This window comes from Brachyspira suanatina, assembly GCF_001049755.1.
GTDB classification, from domain to species: domain Bacteria; phylum Spirochaetota; class Brachyspiria; order Brachyspirales; family Brachyspiraceae; genus Brachyspira; species Brachyspira suanatina.
The window spans coordinates 70416-86818 of sequence record NZ_CVLB01000003.1 but is presented as its reverse complement, the minus strand read 5'-3'; the positions used below and the strand labels follow the sequence as shown (position 1 = coordinate 86818).

The 16403-nt window shown below is 27.5% G+C and carries 10 protein-coding genes and 1 pseudogene; 8 read left to right on the top strand and 3 right to left on the bottom strand.

Annotated features, from left to right (window positions below; genetic code table 11):
- Positions 1-84: 84 nt before the first annotated feature.
- Complete coding sequence (hisC, locus tag BRSU_RS12105) at positions 85-1149, bottom strand: histidinol-phosphate transaminase (RefSeq protein WP_048595791.1); 1065 nt, start codon at positions 1147-1149, stop codon at positions 85-87.
- Between the two features lie 166 nt (positions 1150-1315).
- Between hisC and BRSU_RS12100 the strand changes: the two genes are divergently transcribed.
- The 5 genes and pseudogenes from BRSU_RS12100 (at position 1316) to creD (ending at position 10275) form a co-directional block, all read left to right on the top strand.
- Entirely contained in the window at positions 1316-3145 is a 1830-nt protein-coding gene (locus BRSU_RS12100) for a methyl-accepting chemotaxis protein (RefSeq protein WP_048595789.1), read from the top strand.
- Positions 3146-3363: 218 nt separating this feature from the next.
- Positions 3364-3633: pseudogene (locus BRSU_RS14400) on the top strand (Rpn family recombination-promoting nuclease/putative transposase); the annotation flags it as partial.
- Between the two features lie 145 nt (positions 3634-3778).
- On the top strand, positions 3779-5692 hold the full coding sequence (gene flgK / locus BRSU_RS12090; protein ID WP_048595787.1) for a flagellar hook-associated protein FlgK: 1914 nt from the start codon (positions 3779-3781) through the stop codon (positions 5690-5692).
- 202 nt (positions 5693-5894) lie between these two features.
- Entirely contained in the window at positions 5895-8732 is a 2838-nt protein-coding gene (locus BRSU_RS12085) for a methyl-accepting chemotaxis protein (RefSeq protein ID WP_048595785.1), read from the top strand.
- Positions 8733-8895: 163 nt separating this feature from the next.
- Positions 8896-10275, top strand: coding sequence for a cell envelope integrity protein CreD (gene creD, locus BRSU_RS12080; protein WP_048595784.1), 1380 nt, complete (start codon positions 8896-8898; stop codon positions 10273-10275).
- A gap of 466 nt (positions 10276-10741) precedes the next feature.
- Here creD and BRSU_RS12075 read toward each other — a convergent pair whose 3' ends face one another.
- Positions 10742-11674: a DUF7638 domain-containing protein gene (locus tag BRSU_RS12075; RefSeq protein WP_048595782.1), complete on the bottom strand. Its 933-nt coding sequence runs from the start codon at positions 11672-11674 to the stop codon at positions 10742-10744.
- Positions 11675-11936: 262 nt separating this feature from the next.
- On the opposite strand from BRSU_RS12075, the gene BRSU_RS12070 reads away from it, so the two are divergent.
- A complete protein-coding gene (locus BRSU_RS12070; protein WP_048595780.1) occupies positions 11937-13247 on the top strand; it encodes an NCS2 family permease in 1311 nt (436 codons plus the stop codon).
- Positions 13248-13687: 440 nt separating this feature from the next.
- On the opposite strand, the gene BRSU_RS12065 is transcribed toward BRSU_RS12070, so the two are convergent.
- The gene (locus BRSU_RS12065) at positions 13688-14782 is read right to left on the bottom strand and encodes an aspartate-semialdehyde dehydrogenase (RefSeq protein WP_048595778.1); all 1095 of its coding nucleotides are present in this window, start codon (positions 14780-14782) and stop codon (positions 13688-13690) included.
- A 591-nt stretch (positions 14783-15373) separates the two neighbouring features.
- Here BRSU_RS12065 and BRSU_RS12060 point away from each other — a divergent pair.
- Positions 15374-15991 carry a PepSY-like domain-containing protein gene (locus tag BRSU_RS12060; RefSeq protein WP_083997913.1) on the top strand — a complete coding sequence of 206 codons (618 nt, stop codon included), beginning with the start codon at positions 15374-15376 and terminating at the stop codon, positions 15989-15991.
- 47 nt (positions 15992-16038) lie between these two features.
- The gene (locus BRSU_RS12055) at positions 16039-16290 is read left to right on the top strand and encodes a PepSY-like domain-containing protein (protein WP_014486665.1); all 252 of its coding nucleotides are present in this window, start codon (positions 16039-16041) and stop codon (positions 16288-16290) included.
- Positions 16291-16403 lie beyond the last annotated feature (113 nt).

Sequence of the window (16403 nt, the reverse complement as noted above, 5' to 3'; positions counted from 1 at the left end):
TTTTTTATAATATAATAGTATATACAAAAACTATAAAGTTTAAATAAATTTTTTAATTTTGAGTATTAATTATCACATTATTATTTAATTTTTTATTAAATATTGGATTTTTTCTACAAATATATCCATTTCTTCATCTGTTCCTATAGTTACTCTTATATAATTATTTATAATATCAGAGTTAAAATATCTAACTAAAATACCTTTATCTTTTAATTTTAAATAAATATCTTTGGCAAATACATTTTTATGTGATATAAATATAAAATTAGATTTAGAATCAAGTACATTAAATCCCAATTCTTTTAATTTTATTTTTGTTTTTTCTCTTGTATTTATTACTTTATTTACAGTATCTTTAAAATAATCTTTATCTTTTATAGCCTCAATTCCGGCTATTATAGAAAGCCTATTAATAGTATAAGAATTGAAAGAGTATTTAATATTTTTTAGCCCCTGAATAAGATTTTCATTACCTATAGCAAAACCTAAACGAATTCCTGCTAATGACCTGGATTTTGAAAAAGTTTGTACAACAAGAAGATTATCATATTTTTTTGTAAGTTTATATGCACTTTCTATTCCAGCAAAATCAATATACGCTTCATCTATTATAACTATATTATTCTTGTTGTTTATGATAATTTCTTCTATCTGATCTAAAGTGAGTAATAATCCTGTAGGAGCATTAGGATTAGCTATAAATATTCCTGAATCTAAATTTTTATAATCATTAATATCTATACTGAAATCTTCTTTTAATGGTATTTTTACTTCGTTTAAATCAAAAAGAGAAGAATATACAGAATAAAAACTGTATGTAATATTAGGATAATAAATTTTATCACCTCTATTAAAGAAAGCCATAAAAGAAAAAGCTAATATTTCATCAGAGCCGTTTCCTATAAAAATATTATTTGTATTTACATTATATAACTCAGCAATTTCTTTTTTTAAATCTGATACATTAGGATCAGGATAAAGTCTTAGATCATCAAAATTACTTTCAATTAAAACTTTTTTTACATAAGGTGATGGCGGATATGGAGATTCATTCGTATTTAATTTTATATAATTTTTATCTTTAGGCTGTTCACCGGGAGTATAAGGTTCTATAGATTTAGCCTTATCACTTAAAAATTTACTCATAACAAATCCTTTCTTTTTTTAATTTCACTAGAATATTATATATGATATTTATATAAAATCTATAATAAAATAACTTATAAATTCAGCATAAAAAAAATTGACTTACAAAATTTAATTGTTATATTAAAAGACGGAATATAAATATTTTTTACAGAGGTTTTTATAAATGAAAAAAATACATAGTTTATCTTTTAAAGTTCCTGTTATAATAAGTTCTATCATATTTATGACAATAGCTTTATTAGCTTTTATTTCTATTTGGTCTTCTTCAAGAGCTATAAGAAAAGCAGCATTGGAAGGTTTTTCTTCTACAGTTTCCGGATATGCCAATATGACAGATATGGTGCTTCATGAACAATTACTTGCAATAGCAACATACTCTCAATCCGGAACATTAATAAATGGTATTCTAAATATAGATGATATAGCTGTAAAAAATGAAGCAGAAAAAAGATTAAAAGATTTTGCTTCAGTAAATGGATATGCTCTTAATATGGGACTTGCAGATGTCAATGGAAGGATAATAGTTGATAGTGATAATGCATCTCTTGAAGGCACATCTATAACTGATTCTGACACTGAATTATTTACAAGATTAAAAGCAAATAATTATAATGCTACTTATGCCAATACTATAGCAAAAGATTCTCAAGCTATACTTCTTTGCAAAGGACTATTTAATTCTCAAGGAAATTTAATAGGTATTATTTACATAAATATAGATTTAGGAAAAGTAAATAAAGATTTCATTGATAATATTAACTTTGACGGTGATATAACAATAGCAAATGATAAAGGTATTATTATGCTTTCATCCGATCATAACAGAATAGGCACTTTATTACCTCAAGTTTATGAGATAGCAAAGACTACATCGGAAGGTGTTATAGAATCTTATGTGTTTGGAAATAATAAAAGCAAACGTTCTGCCGCTTATAAAAATATTAGTATAATGCCTTGGTCTGTTATATTTGCAAATTACAATAGTCAAATTTATAAAGATATAAGAGGCATAATTTTTAGAACATCTACAATAGTACCGTTCTTCATAATATTAGCATGCTTTGTAGTTGCTCTTTATATAAAGACTATAACAAAACCATTAATTTCATTAGTATTATTTGCCAAAGAAATATCTCAAGGTAATTTGGTTTATGAACATCAAAATATTAATAGAGATGATGAATTAGGTATGCTTGCTAATTCTTTCTTTAATATGCGTGATGTACTGCTCGATATTATAATGAAAGTTAGAGTTTCTGCCGATGAAATAACTAGTAGTGCAAGAGCACTTTCAAAAGACAGTGAAGATTTATCAAGAAGAACAGATACTCAGGCATCTAGTTTGCAGGAAACAGCTTCATCAATGGAAGAGATGGCCTCTACTATTGTATCATCTACAAATAAATCAGTAGACGGAAATAAAATGATGATAAACTCAAAAGCATCTATTGAACATGCTGGAAGTATAATATTAGATACTGTTCAAAATATAGAAGAAGTTAATGAAGCTAGTACAAAAATAAAAAACATCACAAAAATAATAGAAGATATAGCATTCCAAACTAATATACTTGCTTTAAATGCAGCAGTAGAAGCAGCTCGTGCCGGAGATCAAGGTAAAGGTTTTGCGGTAGTAGCTTCTGAAGTTAGAAATTTGGCGCAGACTACTCAGTCATCAGTAAAAGATATCACTAGTCTAGTAGATAATGCCTATGAGAAAATTACTAAAGCCACAGAATCAGCAAGAGAATCACAAGAGATATTTAAAGATATTCAAGATAAAATAGATGTAACTTCAAAACTCATGGACGATATAAGCACAACAGCATTAGAACAGCAAGCAGGTGTGCAGCAGGTTAATAAAGCAATCACAGATATGGATGCAGTAACTCAACAAAATGCCGCTTTAGTAGAGCATACTTCTGCATCATCTAGTTCTTTGCTCAATCAGGCTGAAGAATTAGTTAATGCTATGAGCTTCTTTAAAGTATAAAATTTATAAAATATAAAAATTATAATAAAAAATAATAGGCTGTCTTTTTAAAAAGGCGGCCTATTATTTTTTAAAGCATTATAGAAATTATGAAGAAAAAAAGAATATTATCTTGGATAGAGTAAAAGTATAAAATAGCATCATAAATCTAATTATAAAAATTGTGGGCGTATGGCAAATTTATTTAACATACAAATACGGCGAACAATTTTTATTTATTAAATGAGGTAAATTTTATAATGGATAAAGTAATTAATAAATATGAACGTTTTATATCAAGCGAAGATGAAATGCAAGTTTATAATGCAAGAGATGCTTTTTTATACAGTCAAAAGGTTATGCTTAAAAGAGAGTAGGAAGAAGGCATAAAAGAAGGTAAAAAATCTGAAAAGATTGCCATAGCTAAAAAATTTAAAAGTTAGGGTATAGATATAAATATAATAAGTGAAAATACTGGTCTTAGCATAGAAGAAATAGAGAATCTCTAATAAATATAAAGCATATATATAATATTTTATTATTATGTTACCTTTTGTTACAATAATAATAAAAAAAATGTAATTATTTTTTTTATAAATACGATAATTCTAATAATTAATTAGAAGTAAATTATTATTTTTAAGGAGCATAATAATGTCTACAAGCTCATTTTTTGGTATAGAATTAGGTAAAAGATCACTACAAAACTTCAAAACGGCTTTGGAAGTTACAGGTCATAATATAAATAATGTTGCCACTAAAGGATACAGCAGACAAAGAGTGGTAATGCGTACATTTGATAAGCCTTTAGAAGCACCTAGCTTGAATAGAGCTGAACGTGCCGGTCAAATAGGACAGGGTGCTGAAATAACTACAGTAGAGAGAATAAGAGATCAATTTATTGACTCTAAAATAATGATGGAGCTTGGTACTGACGGTTATTGGAAAACAAAATCAGATTATTTAAAGCAATTAGAAGCTATATATAATGAGCCAGGCAATGCTAATTTAAGAAGCGATTTAGATGCTTTCTGGGATTCTTGGCAGGAAATGGCTGCTAATCCTACTGAAAGAGGCACTAGAATGGTGCTTGTAGAGAGAGCAGACAGAATAAATAATTCTATTAATCAAATGTTCAATCAAATGAACGGTATGCGTAATAATTTGAATAACTTAGTTGAAAATAAGGTTAAGAGAATTAATGATATAGCTAATTCTATAAAAGATTTAAACGTAGAAATAGTAAAACAGCAGGCATTGGGACAAAGCCCTAATGACTTATTAGATAGAAGAGATTTACTTGTTGATGAACTTTCTTCTCTTGCTAATGTTGATATAAAATCTATGGATCCTGATGAAACTATGATTTATATAGGCGGAAGAGCATTGATTCAAGGTAATGTTGTAAGCGAATTAAGTGCTGAGAAAAATATCAATAATGAAGGAATGTATGATATTTATTGGAAAAAAGATCATGTTCAGGTTCAGTTTGAAGGCGGAGAATTAAAGGCTTTATTAGAACTTAGAGATGTTGATACTGTTGATGCTATTAATGATTTAGATACTTTCGCTATGAATTTAGCAGACAGCGTAAACGAAGTTCATAGAAGCGGTTTCGGACTTAATCAGGAAACAGGTATTGATTTCTTTACAGTTACAAAAACTACTCCTTCCGTAATAGGTAATTTTGATATTAATAATGATGGACAGGAAGATTCTACTATAATGTTCAAAGTAAGCGGTATTAATTCAGTAGATTCTACTGCCAGCATAGGAAGCAGCGGAACTTTAGTATTCGGTAATAAATCAAGAGAAGGTGCTGATGTTGCTATAGATTATACTGCTCAAATGAAAGTGGGAGAATTGATAGATAAAATCAACTCAAGCGAAGCTAATGTTTCAGCTTATTTAGATGATAAAAATAGACTTGTTCTTAAAGCAAGAGGCTTTGATGATTATATGAAACCTTCATATTTCATTAAGCATATAGAAGATTCAGGAGATTTCCTTGTAGGAATTACAGGTGTATTGAATCAGTCTGGGGCAGCTGGTGCTTACAATTGGCAGACAATAGATCAGGTTAATCAATTAGCAGGTGATTTTAGAAACTTCACAGTCACACCTGACAGACATCCTGCTTCAGCAATTGCTGTTAATGATATTATCAGAAATGATATAAATTATATAGCAGCATCTAAAGGTATAGATACTACAGGTAACGGCTTTAATGATAAATGGAATGGAATAGGTGATGGTTCTAATGCTTTATCTATAGCTAATTTGAAAAATAAAGAAATAATGGTAGACAGCAAATCTACATTCAATGATTTTTATACAGGAAGTCTTGCCAAAATAGCTTCAAGAACAGAAACAGCTAATGCTGAAACAGAAAAACAAACTGTTGTTATGGAATATCTTGAAAAATTAAGACAATCAGTATCAGGTGTTAACTTGGATGAAGAAGTTGCTCAAATGGCTATGTATCAGCATGGTTATAATGCTTCTGCTAGGGTGGTAAGCGTTATGGATCAGCTTCTAGATGTTGTAATAAATAGAATGGGTGTGTAAGTAATATATAGATTTTTTGAGGCGGTATCTACATTTTTTGATATCGCCTATTTTTATATATAAAATTTAAAAGTACAATAAAAAATATTATACTTTTTTATGGATATCTCTTTACAGCTATCAGTTTTAAATATATTATAGATATAATTCTTTAAAATATATACTTCCAATGCCGATATTAATTACACAGGAGCATTTTGAAATGGGTATAAAGATTCGTATAATTTTAATAATAGTTGGAGTTATGGTTTTGGTGGCTTTCAGCACCAATTTCTTAAGTAATACTTTAAATACTGAAACTTTTTCTGCCATTATAGAAAGAAGTTTAGATTATAGATTTAAATTAATAGAAAAAGAATTTGAATATAATATAATTTCAGCAAGAGAAGAAGCTGCTAAAATATCTACAACGCTTTCAGTTGATTATAATAATTTAAAAAATTATCCAATTGATGAAAGAGATGAATACTTTAAAAATTTCCTATCAGCTACTGTAAATGAATCTCAGTTATATTTTAATAGAATAGTTAGTGTTTTATTCCATCCTGAAGTTATGGGTAATGGAAATGAACCTTTTACAATTTATAGATACTCTACTTTCAATAAAGAATTCACAAAAATAAATACTACAAATAAGATTATGTGGGATACTTTAACAAATAGTTATGGTGAAACATATAAAAGTATATTACGCAGACAAATATTAAAGCCTTATATGATTAGTGAAGGTCCTCATATAGGTATAACTTTCAATATTTCATCTACAATACCAGATATGCAAAATGAAGAGAAAATTGTAGGACTTGCAAATGTAGGAGTACTTTTTAATTATTCTACGGAAAATATAAAAGATATACTTGATATAGAAGGTGCAGATATAATGGTAATTGATAAAAAGAATGCAGCCATTATCAATTCTAAAAATCCTGATATCGTAAATGCAAGAATAGATGTTCTGTTTCCAGAGTATTATGAAATTTTTAATTATAATTTATCTTCAGGATATAGCAGAACAGATGATATAGAGATAGATAATAAATTGTATAAATCGTATGTTGCTAATATAGCAGGACTTATAAATATAGTAATGCTTATACCTAATTCATATTATACAGCTCAGATAAAAGATATGAATAATGCTATATTCTATACTATTATAATAGCATTCTTAATGGCTATAGTTACTATAATATTCTTCATTAAATTGTTATTTAGTTCAATAACAAGAATATCAGATGCCATAGGTAATTCTGTCGATAATAAAGACTTAACTGTTAAGATACCTGCTATTTCTGGAAGTGATGAAATAGGAGAGATGACTAAATGGGTTGGGCTTTTAAATAATTCATTGCAGTCAGTTCTTTCAAGTGTCAAAAGAACAATTTTAACTTCCAAAAAGCAGAGTGATACTCTTTCTCAAAAAATCAGCGATAACTTAGAAATAATATATGGAATCAATAATAATATAGAAGTTATTAAAAATAATGTTAATGATGAATTAAATCAGGTAGAGATAGTAGAAAGCAGTAACCAGAATATGCAGGAATATATATCTGCAAATACTAGTAATATTGATTTAGTTGAAAGAGATACTAGAGAACTTCAAAGCAAAATCATTGAAGAAGGTGAAAATATAGAACAGATAGCTGCTTCAGTAGAAGAAATGAGTAAAACTATTGAAAATATAGACTCTATTATTTCTAAAGCTACAAATAAAGCTAAAGATTTGTCATTAGCTTCTGTAAAAAGTAAAGAGAAGATGCAGGCAACTTCTATGGCTACAGGGGACTTGAGAAATGCTTTAGGATTTATTTCTAATTTCGTAAGTTCTATTAGAAATATAGCGCATCAAACAAACCTTTTGGCTATGAATGCTGCTATTGAGGCTGCTCATGCTGGAAAATATAGTTCAGGTTTCGCAGTAGTTGCTGAAGAGATACGTAAATTATCTGAGGTTTCAAATGAACAGGCTGATAATGCTAATAAAGTTCTTCAAAACATAGAAGAGAAAATCATTATCACTACTAACGACTTAACAGAATCTACAGAACAATTTGATATACTTACTAAAGACGTACAGGAAGTTACGGAGATTATGGATACAGTGCATGTATCTTCTGTAGAACAATTAAAAGCTATTAATGAAATAGTTGATTCTATTACTAAGATTTCTCAATCAAGTGATCATATTAAAACTCAGTATATTGATATGGCTGATAAACTCGGTAATATAAGAAATAGTCTTGAATCTCTTAATAATATTTCTATTTCTACATCTAAAACTATGAATAAACTCAAAACTATATCTGAGTCTATACATACAAGTGTAGTAAATATTTCTGATAGTTCAAATGATCTTTCTACTTCTGCAAACATAATGAATAAATTTGCTAATGATAATAATAAATTGTTATCAGAACTTGAAACAGAAATATCTCAATATAAAATAAGAGATATCAAAACTAAGAAAGATACAGTTACTCAAAGAGTAAGAGGTATAACATTAATCATATTAAAAGAATTTATAAAAACAAAATTTGGAGAAGAAGGATATCAAAAATGGGTTACAGCAATGGAGCCTTCTTCTGCTCTAATATATAAAAATGAAATATCAAGTAAGGAATGGTATCCTTATATGACTTCATTCCATAAACCTTATAAATTGGTATGTGATTTATTCTATTCAGGTGCTAATACAGGTATTAAAGAGATTTCAGAATATCACTATAGACAAATAATACCTAAATATTTGACACCTTTACTATTCTTTATACCTAAGCATTTTACTTTAAGCTATGCTGCTGAACATATATTCCCTGATCTATTTGATCCGGCAAAAATAGAATTAATCAAAGCTAGAAAAAAATTATTGGTAGTTCATCTTACAAACTTTAATGAAGATCCTGAGGTTATTGAGCTTGCTATACTTGCTTGGTCTAGCCTTTTACTTGAATCTATTACTCATATTAGATCTAGTATGGAAATTACAAAGTCAATTAAAGACGGTGAGATTTATACTGAATTTATACTTAAATGGTAATTTGATATTAAATTATTGTAGAATACAAAGAGTTGAAAATTTATATTTTCAGCTCTTTTTTATTTATTGTTTAATTATATTGTAAAATAAAATACAATTTTATTTTTTACAAACTTAAAAATTTTAAGTATATATAATATATACTATTAATGGAGATTACATAATGATAAAAAATTTTAATGAGATAACAAAGACTTTAGGTTTTAAAATACTTATAATAGTGATACTAGGGCTTTTGCTTTTGATACCTATGTCTTTTATAAATAGTGTTGTAAGAGATAGAATAAGTTATCAAAGAGAGGCCGTATCTTCTATAATTGAACCTGTTGGAAGCAGTGCCAATATACAAGGTATAGTTGTTGCAATACCTTATTTAACCAGGGTTATTGATAGTGAAACTAAAGATATAAGCTATATAAGAAAATATATTTTTTATATGCCTAATGAATATAATGTTACAGGAGATGTTGAAGTTTCAAGTTTAAGCAGGGGAATATTCAAAGCTCCTATATTCAATTCTAAATTAAATATTACAGGAAGATTCGATAAGTATAATGCTGAAATATATAATTTAGATGAAAATAATGATACTATACTTTATGATGAAGCTATGATTATATTAGGTATAGGAAATAAAAAGAATCTTATGAAGCTTCCTAGTATATTAGTTAATGAAAATGAAGAGCTTAAATATTATGAGAAAAATATTAGTATAGCTTTAAATATGTTTAATAATAAATTCTTCTATACAATTTCAAGAGATAGAATATTAAATGGTTTTGATTTTAATATAACAATGGACATTCAAGGAGGAAACTCTCTTATAATAACTCCATTAGCTTCTGAAAACACTTTTAAAATATCTTCAAAATGGAAAGATCCTAGTTTTACAGGCGGATTCTTACCTACAAAAAGAGAAGTTAATAATGACGGATTCAATGCCGAGTGGAATATAGCTAGTTTTAATACAGCCTTTACTAAGTATTGGACTAGTGATGAAAATGCTAATAGAGCAGATAATATTGATGATACTCAATACTTCACTGCAGATCAGAATGTTAATAGATCATCAAACAATGTTTTAATATCTTTTTTACTTCTTAATGACAATTATCAGAAAACATCAAGAAGTGTGAAGTATGCAATATTATTTATATTCATTCCGTTTTTTGTATTATTTTTATGCGAGGTACTTTCAAAGAAGCGTATACACCCCGTTCAATATATATTAATAGGTATAGCTAATGCAATATTCTACCTTCTGCTTTTAGCTATATCCGAACACATCAATTTTAATATTAGTTATTTTATAAGTGCATTGATGGTAACTGCTTTGACTTCAATATATATAGGATACATTATCAAATCTCCTAAATACACTATTTCAATGGCTATTGTAGAGGCTTTGATATACATATTCTTATTTGGAATACTTCAGCTTACTGATTATGCATTGCTTATGGGAACTTTAGGGTTATTTGCTGTTATTGCTCTTGCTATGTACTTCACTCGTAATGTGGATTGGTATGGAGAAAATAATTAAAAGAATTCCTCAAACATCTTACCGCACGGTGAACTAAATTTTTAATATAATAAAAATTATAATTATGATTTTTTTATAATATTTAAGTTTAGTTTACCGTGCGTTGTATATGCTATAAATTTAAATACAGCTTGGGTGGGGGCAATAAATTCTAATTTAGCAGCAAAAAAATAAAAATTTATATTTCAGATTAATATTCTAGATATAAATGGTGGGGTTTGTAATTAAATTTTAAAACTTAAATTACATACCCCGCCCTTTAAGTTTATTGTCAATTTTGTAATGTAAAATTTTATTTAAATTTTTTGCTTAATTAAGAAAAAAAGATACCCACCCAAGATTTTTTTTAAATTTATAGATTTACTTAATGCATGCTTTATACAATATTGTTTTTTCATTGAAAGTATAATTTTAATCTTGATTATATTTTTTGTTTTGCTTAGCATGCAAAATAATAAGGAATGAATCATACTTCTCTTTTTATATTAGGTGTATATATTATTCTTCTAAAATCGGTATCCTTATTGTCCATATCCCCTAAAAATATTCTTTCATGTTCAGGAACTTTTTCATAAGCCTCTTTTAATAATTCTCTGTTATAATCTGAAGGATATACAAGATAATTATGATAGCATTTTATTGCATAATCAGAAGCAGTCTCTTTTCCAGAAATCTCTTTTATATTTTCTTCTATCTCTTTTAATTTTTCTTTTTTATTTGTGTATTTTATAGCTGCTTTTAATTTAAGCTTGGCAAGATTTTCTATTATTATAGTATCATCTTCTTTAGGATATAAAAGCAGTTCATTTCTCTCAAACATATTTTTTATATCATTAAAATTATACATATTATTATCATTATATATAGATATTGTTTCATCATCATAAATGCTGTAGCAAGTTAAAAATATTTCTTTGCTGGATGGATAATTAGAAGATTTTCTAAATATAAAATAACTTTTACCATCGGATAAATCATAGCTGAATTGTTCTTTAATTTTAAAATCAATAGGATTTGCCATAAATGACACTTTTAAACTTTCCCATTTTTCTATTTCTCTTTGAGTAGTTTTATAAATATTCTGCATTTCAGGATTCATTTCTTTTAATATGCTTTTAATATATTCATAATAATCATCTTTATGAAACCACTGTGATTCTAAAATTTTAAAATCCCCTATACCATGAATATTTAATTTTTCATTATCTTCTATAAATGATACAACCCATTTTCTCTCCAATGCTTTTGCAAACTGATAAATGTCAAATGTCATCCAAGCACTAACTATACCATCTTCATAAATTGCTAAATTAGAAAGAAAATAAGAACTATTTTTAATAATACCGAAAAAACTTCTGCCTTCTATTTTTGCATTTCTGTATACATTATTTTTGTTCATAAAGATATTCCTTTATAATTGACAAATATATTATTATTTTATTTTTATTACAAGTCATTTGCATTTATCATTTTTAATTTAATTATAAAAACTACTTTTCAAATTTTATATAACTTCATTATGTATATCTTTGCTATTAATTAGAATTCAATCTGTATTTATAAATAAAAAAATATTGCAAAAATTATAATCTCATATATAGTATAGCTTTCATAATTAAAAATAGTTATGAATAAAAAAACTGTTATAAGGAATATATTTTATGGAAAAATTTTTCAAGCTAAAAGAGTATGGTACTAATGTAAAAACAGAAGTAATAGCAGGCTTTACCACTTTTATGACAATGGCTTATATATTAGCAGTAAACCCTAGCATACTTAGTGCAACAGGTATGGATAAGGGCGCAGTATTTACAGCTACAGTAGTATCTGCAATAATAGCAACTTTGATAATGTCTTTACTTGCTAATCTTCCTTTTGCTTTAGCACCTGGTATGGGACTTAATGCTTTCTTTGCTTATACTGTAGTATTGGGTATGGGCTATAGCTGGGAGACAGCTTTAACAGCCGTATTTATAGAAGGTATTATATTCGTTGTTCTTACTATTTTTAATGTAAGAGAGGCGATAGTTAATAGTATACCTGTTAATATGAAAAGAGCTATTTCAGTAGGTATAGGATTATTTATCGCTTTTATAGGACTTCAAAATTCTAAGATTATAGTTAATAATGATGCTACTTTACTTGGACTTGGTAATATCACTTCAGGAAGTGCATTACTTGCTATTATAGGTCTTCTTATAACAGCAATTTTATTAGCATATAATGTAAAAGGTGCAATACTTTTAGGTATATTTATCACAGCAATAATAGGTATTCCTATGGGACTTACAAAAATGTCTCCTGATGCTAGTCTTATACCTCCTTCATTAGAACCTATAGCTTTCAAACTTGATTTCAGCAATGTATTTACTCCTAATATGTTTATAGTATTATTTACTTTCCTTTTTGTTGATATGTTTGATACAGTAGGTACATTGGTTGGGGTATGTACTAAAGCAGATATGCTTACAAAAAATGGAGAGGTTCCTAGATGTAAACAGGCTTTATTTGCCGATGCTGTTGGAACAGTTGTAGGTGCATGTTTAGGTACTTCTACTGTTACTACTTATGTAGAAAGTGCATCAGGTGTTGCTGAAGGCGGTAAAACAGGATTAACTTCGCTTGTTGTTGCTATATTATTTGCCGTTTCATTATTCTTATCACATATATTTTTAGCTATACCTTCTGCTGCTACTGCACCAGCTTTGATTATAGTTGGATTATTCATGATGACCCCTATATTAGAGATTAATTTCAATGATTATACAGAGGCTATTCCTGCTTTTATATGTATAATATTTATGCCTTTTGCTTATAGTATAGCTGAAGGTATAACTTTCGGAGTATTATCATTTACTATATTAAAGTTTGTTTCTGGTAAAAATAAAGATATATCATTATTAACTTGGATATTATCAGCACTTCTTTTAATTAAAATACTTATGCCTATAATACAAGGATTCTTAGGATAATTTATTTTAATTAATTTATTATTTTGAAATATTAAAACAGAGGGATTAAAAAATCTCTCTGTTTTTTATATACCTAAACAAATATGTTTTGTCAAAAATAAAATTATATTTTATTTTTAATATATGGGGCTTTCCCCACTGTGCGTACCTTCTGCTAAAGGCTACATTTTAGCTTAAATTTAATAAATTGTCTTATATATAATACTAATTTTATAATTGCACTTTCGCAAAGCGTGCCTGTGGAAGCAAGTTTGACGAAGTCCGCCTCGCGAAGCATGTGTGTTGCAGGAAAAAGTTGAATAAAAAAGACAAACTTAAAAAATTTTAGTATAATTCAATATAAAAAGTATGTATATCAAAAATGAAGAAATTAATTTATTGCAATTAAAAAGAGGCTCTGTAAATATACAGAACCTCTTATTTATATTTTACTTAAATTATTATTTTTTTGTTGATTTTCTTACACATGGTTTTCTAGCATGTTTCTTTTCTGTTGTTTTCTTTTCTGCAGAATTATCATCAGATTTTTTTTCTAATTCAGGTAAAAGAAGTTCAGCTATTTGTACAGCATTTGTAGCAGCACCTTTTCTTATTTGGTCTCCAGCACACCAAAATACTAATGAATTTTTAGCACTGATATCTTCTCTTAATCTTCCAACATATATATTGTCCTGATTAGAAGTATCTAAAGGCATAGGATATTTAAACTTAGCAGGATCATCAACCACTTTTACACCTTTTGCTTTAGATAATAATTCTTTGGCTTTTTTAACAGTAATTTTTTTCTCAGTTTCAACAGTAATAGATTCACTATGACTTCTTATAACAGGAACTCTTACACAAGTACAGCTTATTTGCATATCAGGTGCATGAAGAATTTTTCTTCCCTCATTAGTCATTTTTAATTCTTCTTTAGTATATCCGTTTTTATCGAAAGCATCGATATGAGGAATTAAATTGTGAAGTATCTGATATTTGAAAGTACTATTTTTAAGTTTTTTTCCAGCAACATAATCTTGTATCTGCTGCTCTAGCTCTTCCATACCTTCTTTACCAGCACCGGAAACAGCCTGATAAGTAGATGCTATTATTCTTTTTATTTTTCCGAATTTATGAAGCGGAGCTAATGCAACTAAAGCTATTATTGTAGAGCAGTTAGGGTTAGCTATTATACCTTTATGAAGCTTAACATCTTCAGGATTAACTTCAGGAACTACTAAAGGAACATTTTTATCCATTCTAAAAGCACTGCTGTTATCTACTACTATACTTCCAGCCTTAACTGCCTCAGGACTTAGTTTTTTGCTTAAATCAGCTCCTACAGCAACCAATGTTATATCCATATCTTTGAATGAATCTTTAGTTGTCTTTTCGATTGTGTATTCTTTTCCGTTAAATTTTACTTTTTTTCCTGCTTCTCTATTTCCAAGAAGTCTTAACTCATTAATTGGGAATTTTCTCTCTTCCAATACTTTAAGCATCTCCTGGCCTACAGCACCGGAAGCCCCTAATAAACATAAATTTACTTTTTTCATAATTGTGTACCATTAATTATTTTTTTATTTTTTGTTGCCTGCAATTATATATTAATAATATATTAAAAGCAAGAATTTTTATATGTAGAAATATTTCTTTTTTAATTTGATTGATATGATTAAATTATATAATCAATAAATAAATGTCTGTAATTAGACTATTGGTTTAAAGTTTTTTAATATTGAATAATTTTTTAAAAATAAAAACTTTGTATATCTTTCAAAATTAAGTTAATGAATATTTATGTATTTTTATTATTAATTTTGATTTAGCAGTAAGCAATAATTTATTTACGATTAAAAGTACATAAGTTTATATAAGAAAAAAGATTTTTATACATTAAAAATCATTCTTTATAAAACTTATAATGACTCATTTTTATAATTTAATATTAAAACAATTCTGAACATTATTTTTATCAAATATTTTTAAAACATTTCTAACATAATATGATAAAAAAATGTAAATTTTTAGTAAAAAGCTAGTAAAATTAATTGACATAATTATAAAATTATACTATAATACTAAATGTAAAGATAATTTACCTGTTACTAAATTGTCTTTACAAAATAAAAAACAGGAGAATTTTTATGACTATAAAAAAAGCTTTATTTATACTTTTTGTTTCAGCAATGCTTACAGGTTCATTGTTTGCTCAATATGATGGATATTATGATAATAATAATCAAGGCGGCGGACAAGGTGGATACCAAGACCCTTATGGACAGCAAGGCGGTCAAGGTGGATATCAGGATCCTTATGGACAGCAAGGTGGTTATCAAGATCCTTATTCTCAGCCTCCTGCACAGGATCCTTATGCTCAGCAAGGTGGTCAGCAGCAATATGGATATGGAGTTCAATTATCTTCTATACCTCAGAATGCTCAGAACTTTATAAAACAGCATTTCCCTAATATAAAAGTTACTTTCATTGAAAGAGATTGGGAAGATATAGAAGTATATTTAGAAAATGGAACTCAAATAGATTTCTTCCCTAATGGTGATTGGAAAGAAGTTAAATGCTATGGAAATATGCCTGCTACTATATTGCCTGCTAATGTTATGAATACAATAAAAAGAACTTATCCTAATGCTGCTATAGTGAAAATAGAAAAACAGTTCACTATATTTGAAATAAAATTAAACAACATGATGGAATTATATGTTGATAATAACGGTCAGTTGTTAGGTCAAAAATGGGACGACTAATTAAATAATTATAATAAAAAATAAAATATTAATTAAAAGGAGAAAATATGAAAAAAATACTTTGTTTATTAGTAGCTTTGACAGTTTTAAGTACTTCAGCTTTATTTGCTGATTGGTATGTGCCTCTTAATCAAGTTCCTCAGGCTGTAATAGCAACAGCTAAAAGAACTTATCCTCAAGCTGAGATTTGGGCAGTAGAGATGGAGCATTATAATGTATATAAAGTAAAAATGAATAATATGATGGAATTATACATTGATAAATCAGGTCAGTTATTAGGTCAGGAATGGGACGATTAATATAAATAAACTTTGATATAAAACTCGAACAAGGGATACATAAAAATCCCTTGTTCTTTTTTTAAATTTAATATTTTAATTATTGACATTACTTCCGTAATTATGTAAACTAT

Excerpts from the sequence above, each read along its gene's own strand:
- BRSU_RS12100 (WP_048595789.1), top strand. The coding sequence starts at position 1,316 with ATGAAAAAAATACATAGTTTATCTTTTAAAGTTCCTGTTATAATAAGT.
- BRSU_RS12075 (WP_048595782.1), bottom strand. The coding sequence starts at position 11,674 with ATGAACAAAAATAATGTATACAGAAATGCAAAAATAGAAGGCAGAAGT.
- BRSU_RS12065 (WP_048595778.1), bottom strand. The coding sequence starts at position 14,782 with ATGAAAAAAGTAAATTTATGTTTATTAGGGGCTTCCGGTGCTGTAGGC.
- BRSU_RS12060 (WP_083997913.1), top strand. The coding sequence starts at position 15,374 with ATGACTATAAAAAAAGCTTTATTTATACTTTTTGTTTCAGCAATGCTT.
- BRSU_RS12085 (WP_048595785.1), top strand. The coding sequence starts at position 5,895 with ATGGGTATAAAGATTCGTATAATTTTAATAATAGTTGGAGTTATGGTT.
- creD (WP_048595784.1), top strand. The coding sequence starts at position 8,896 with ATGATAAAAAATTTTAATGAGATAACAAAGACTTTAGGTTTTAAAATA.
- BRSU_RS12055 (WP_014486665.1), top strand. The coding sequence starts at position 16,039 with ATGAAAAAAATACTTTGTTTATTAGTAGCTTTGACAGTTTTAAGTACT.
- hisC (WP_048595791.1), bottom strand. The coding sequence starts at position 1,149 with ATGAGTAAATTTTTAAGTGATAAGGCTAAATCTATAGAACCTTATACT.
- BRSU_RS12070 (WP_048595780.1), top strand. The coding sequence starts at position 11,937 with ATGGAAAAATTTTTCAAGCTAAAAGAGTATGGTACTAATGTAAAAACA.
- flgK (WP_048595787.1), top strand. The coding sequence starts at position 3,779 with ATGTCTACAAGCTCATTTTTTGGTATAGAATTAGGTAAAAGATCACTA.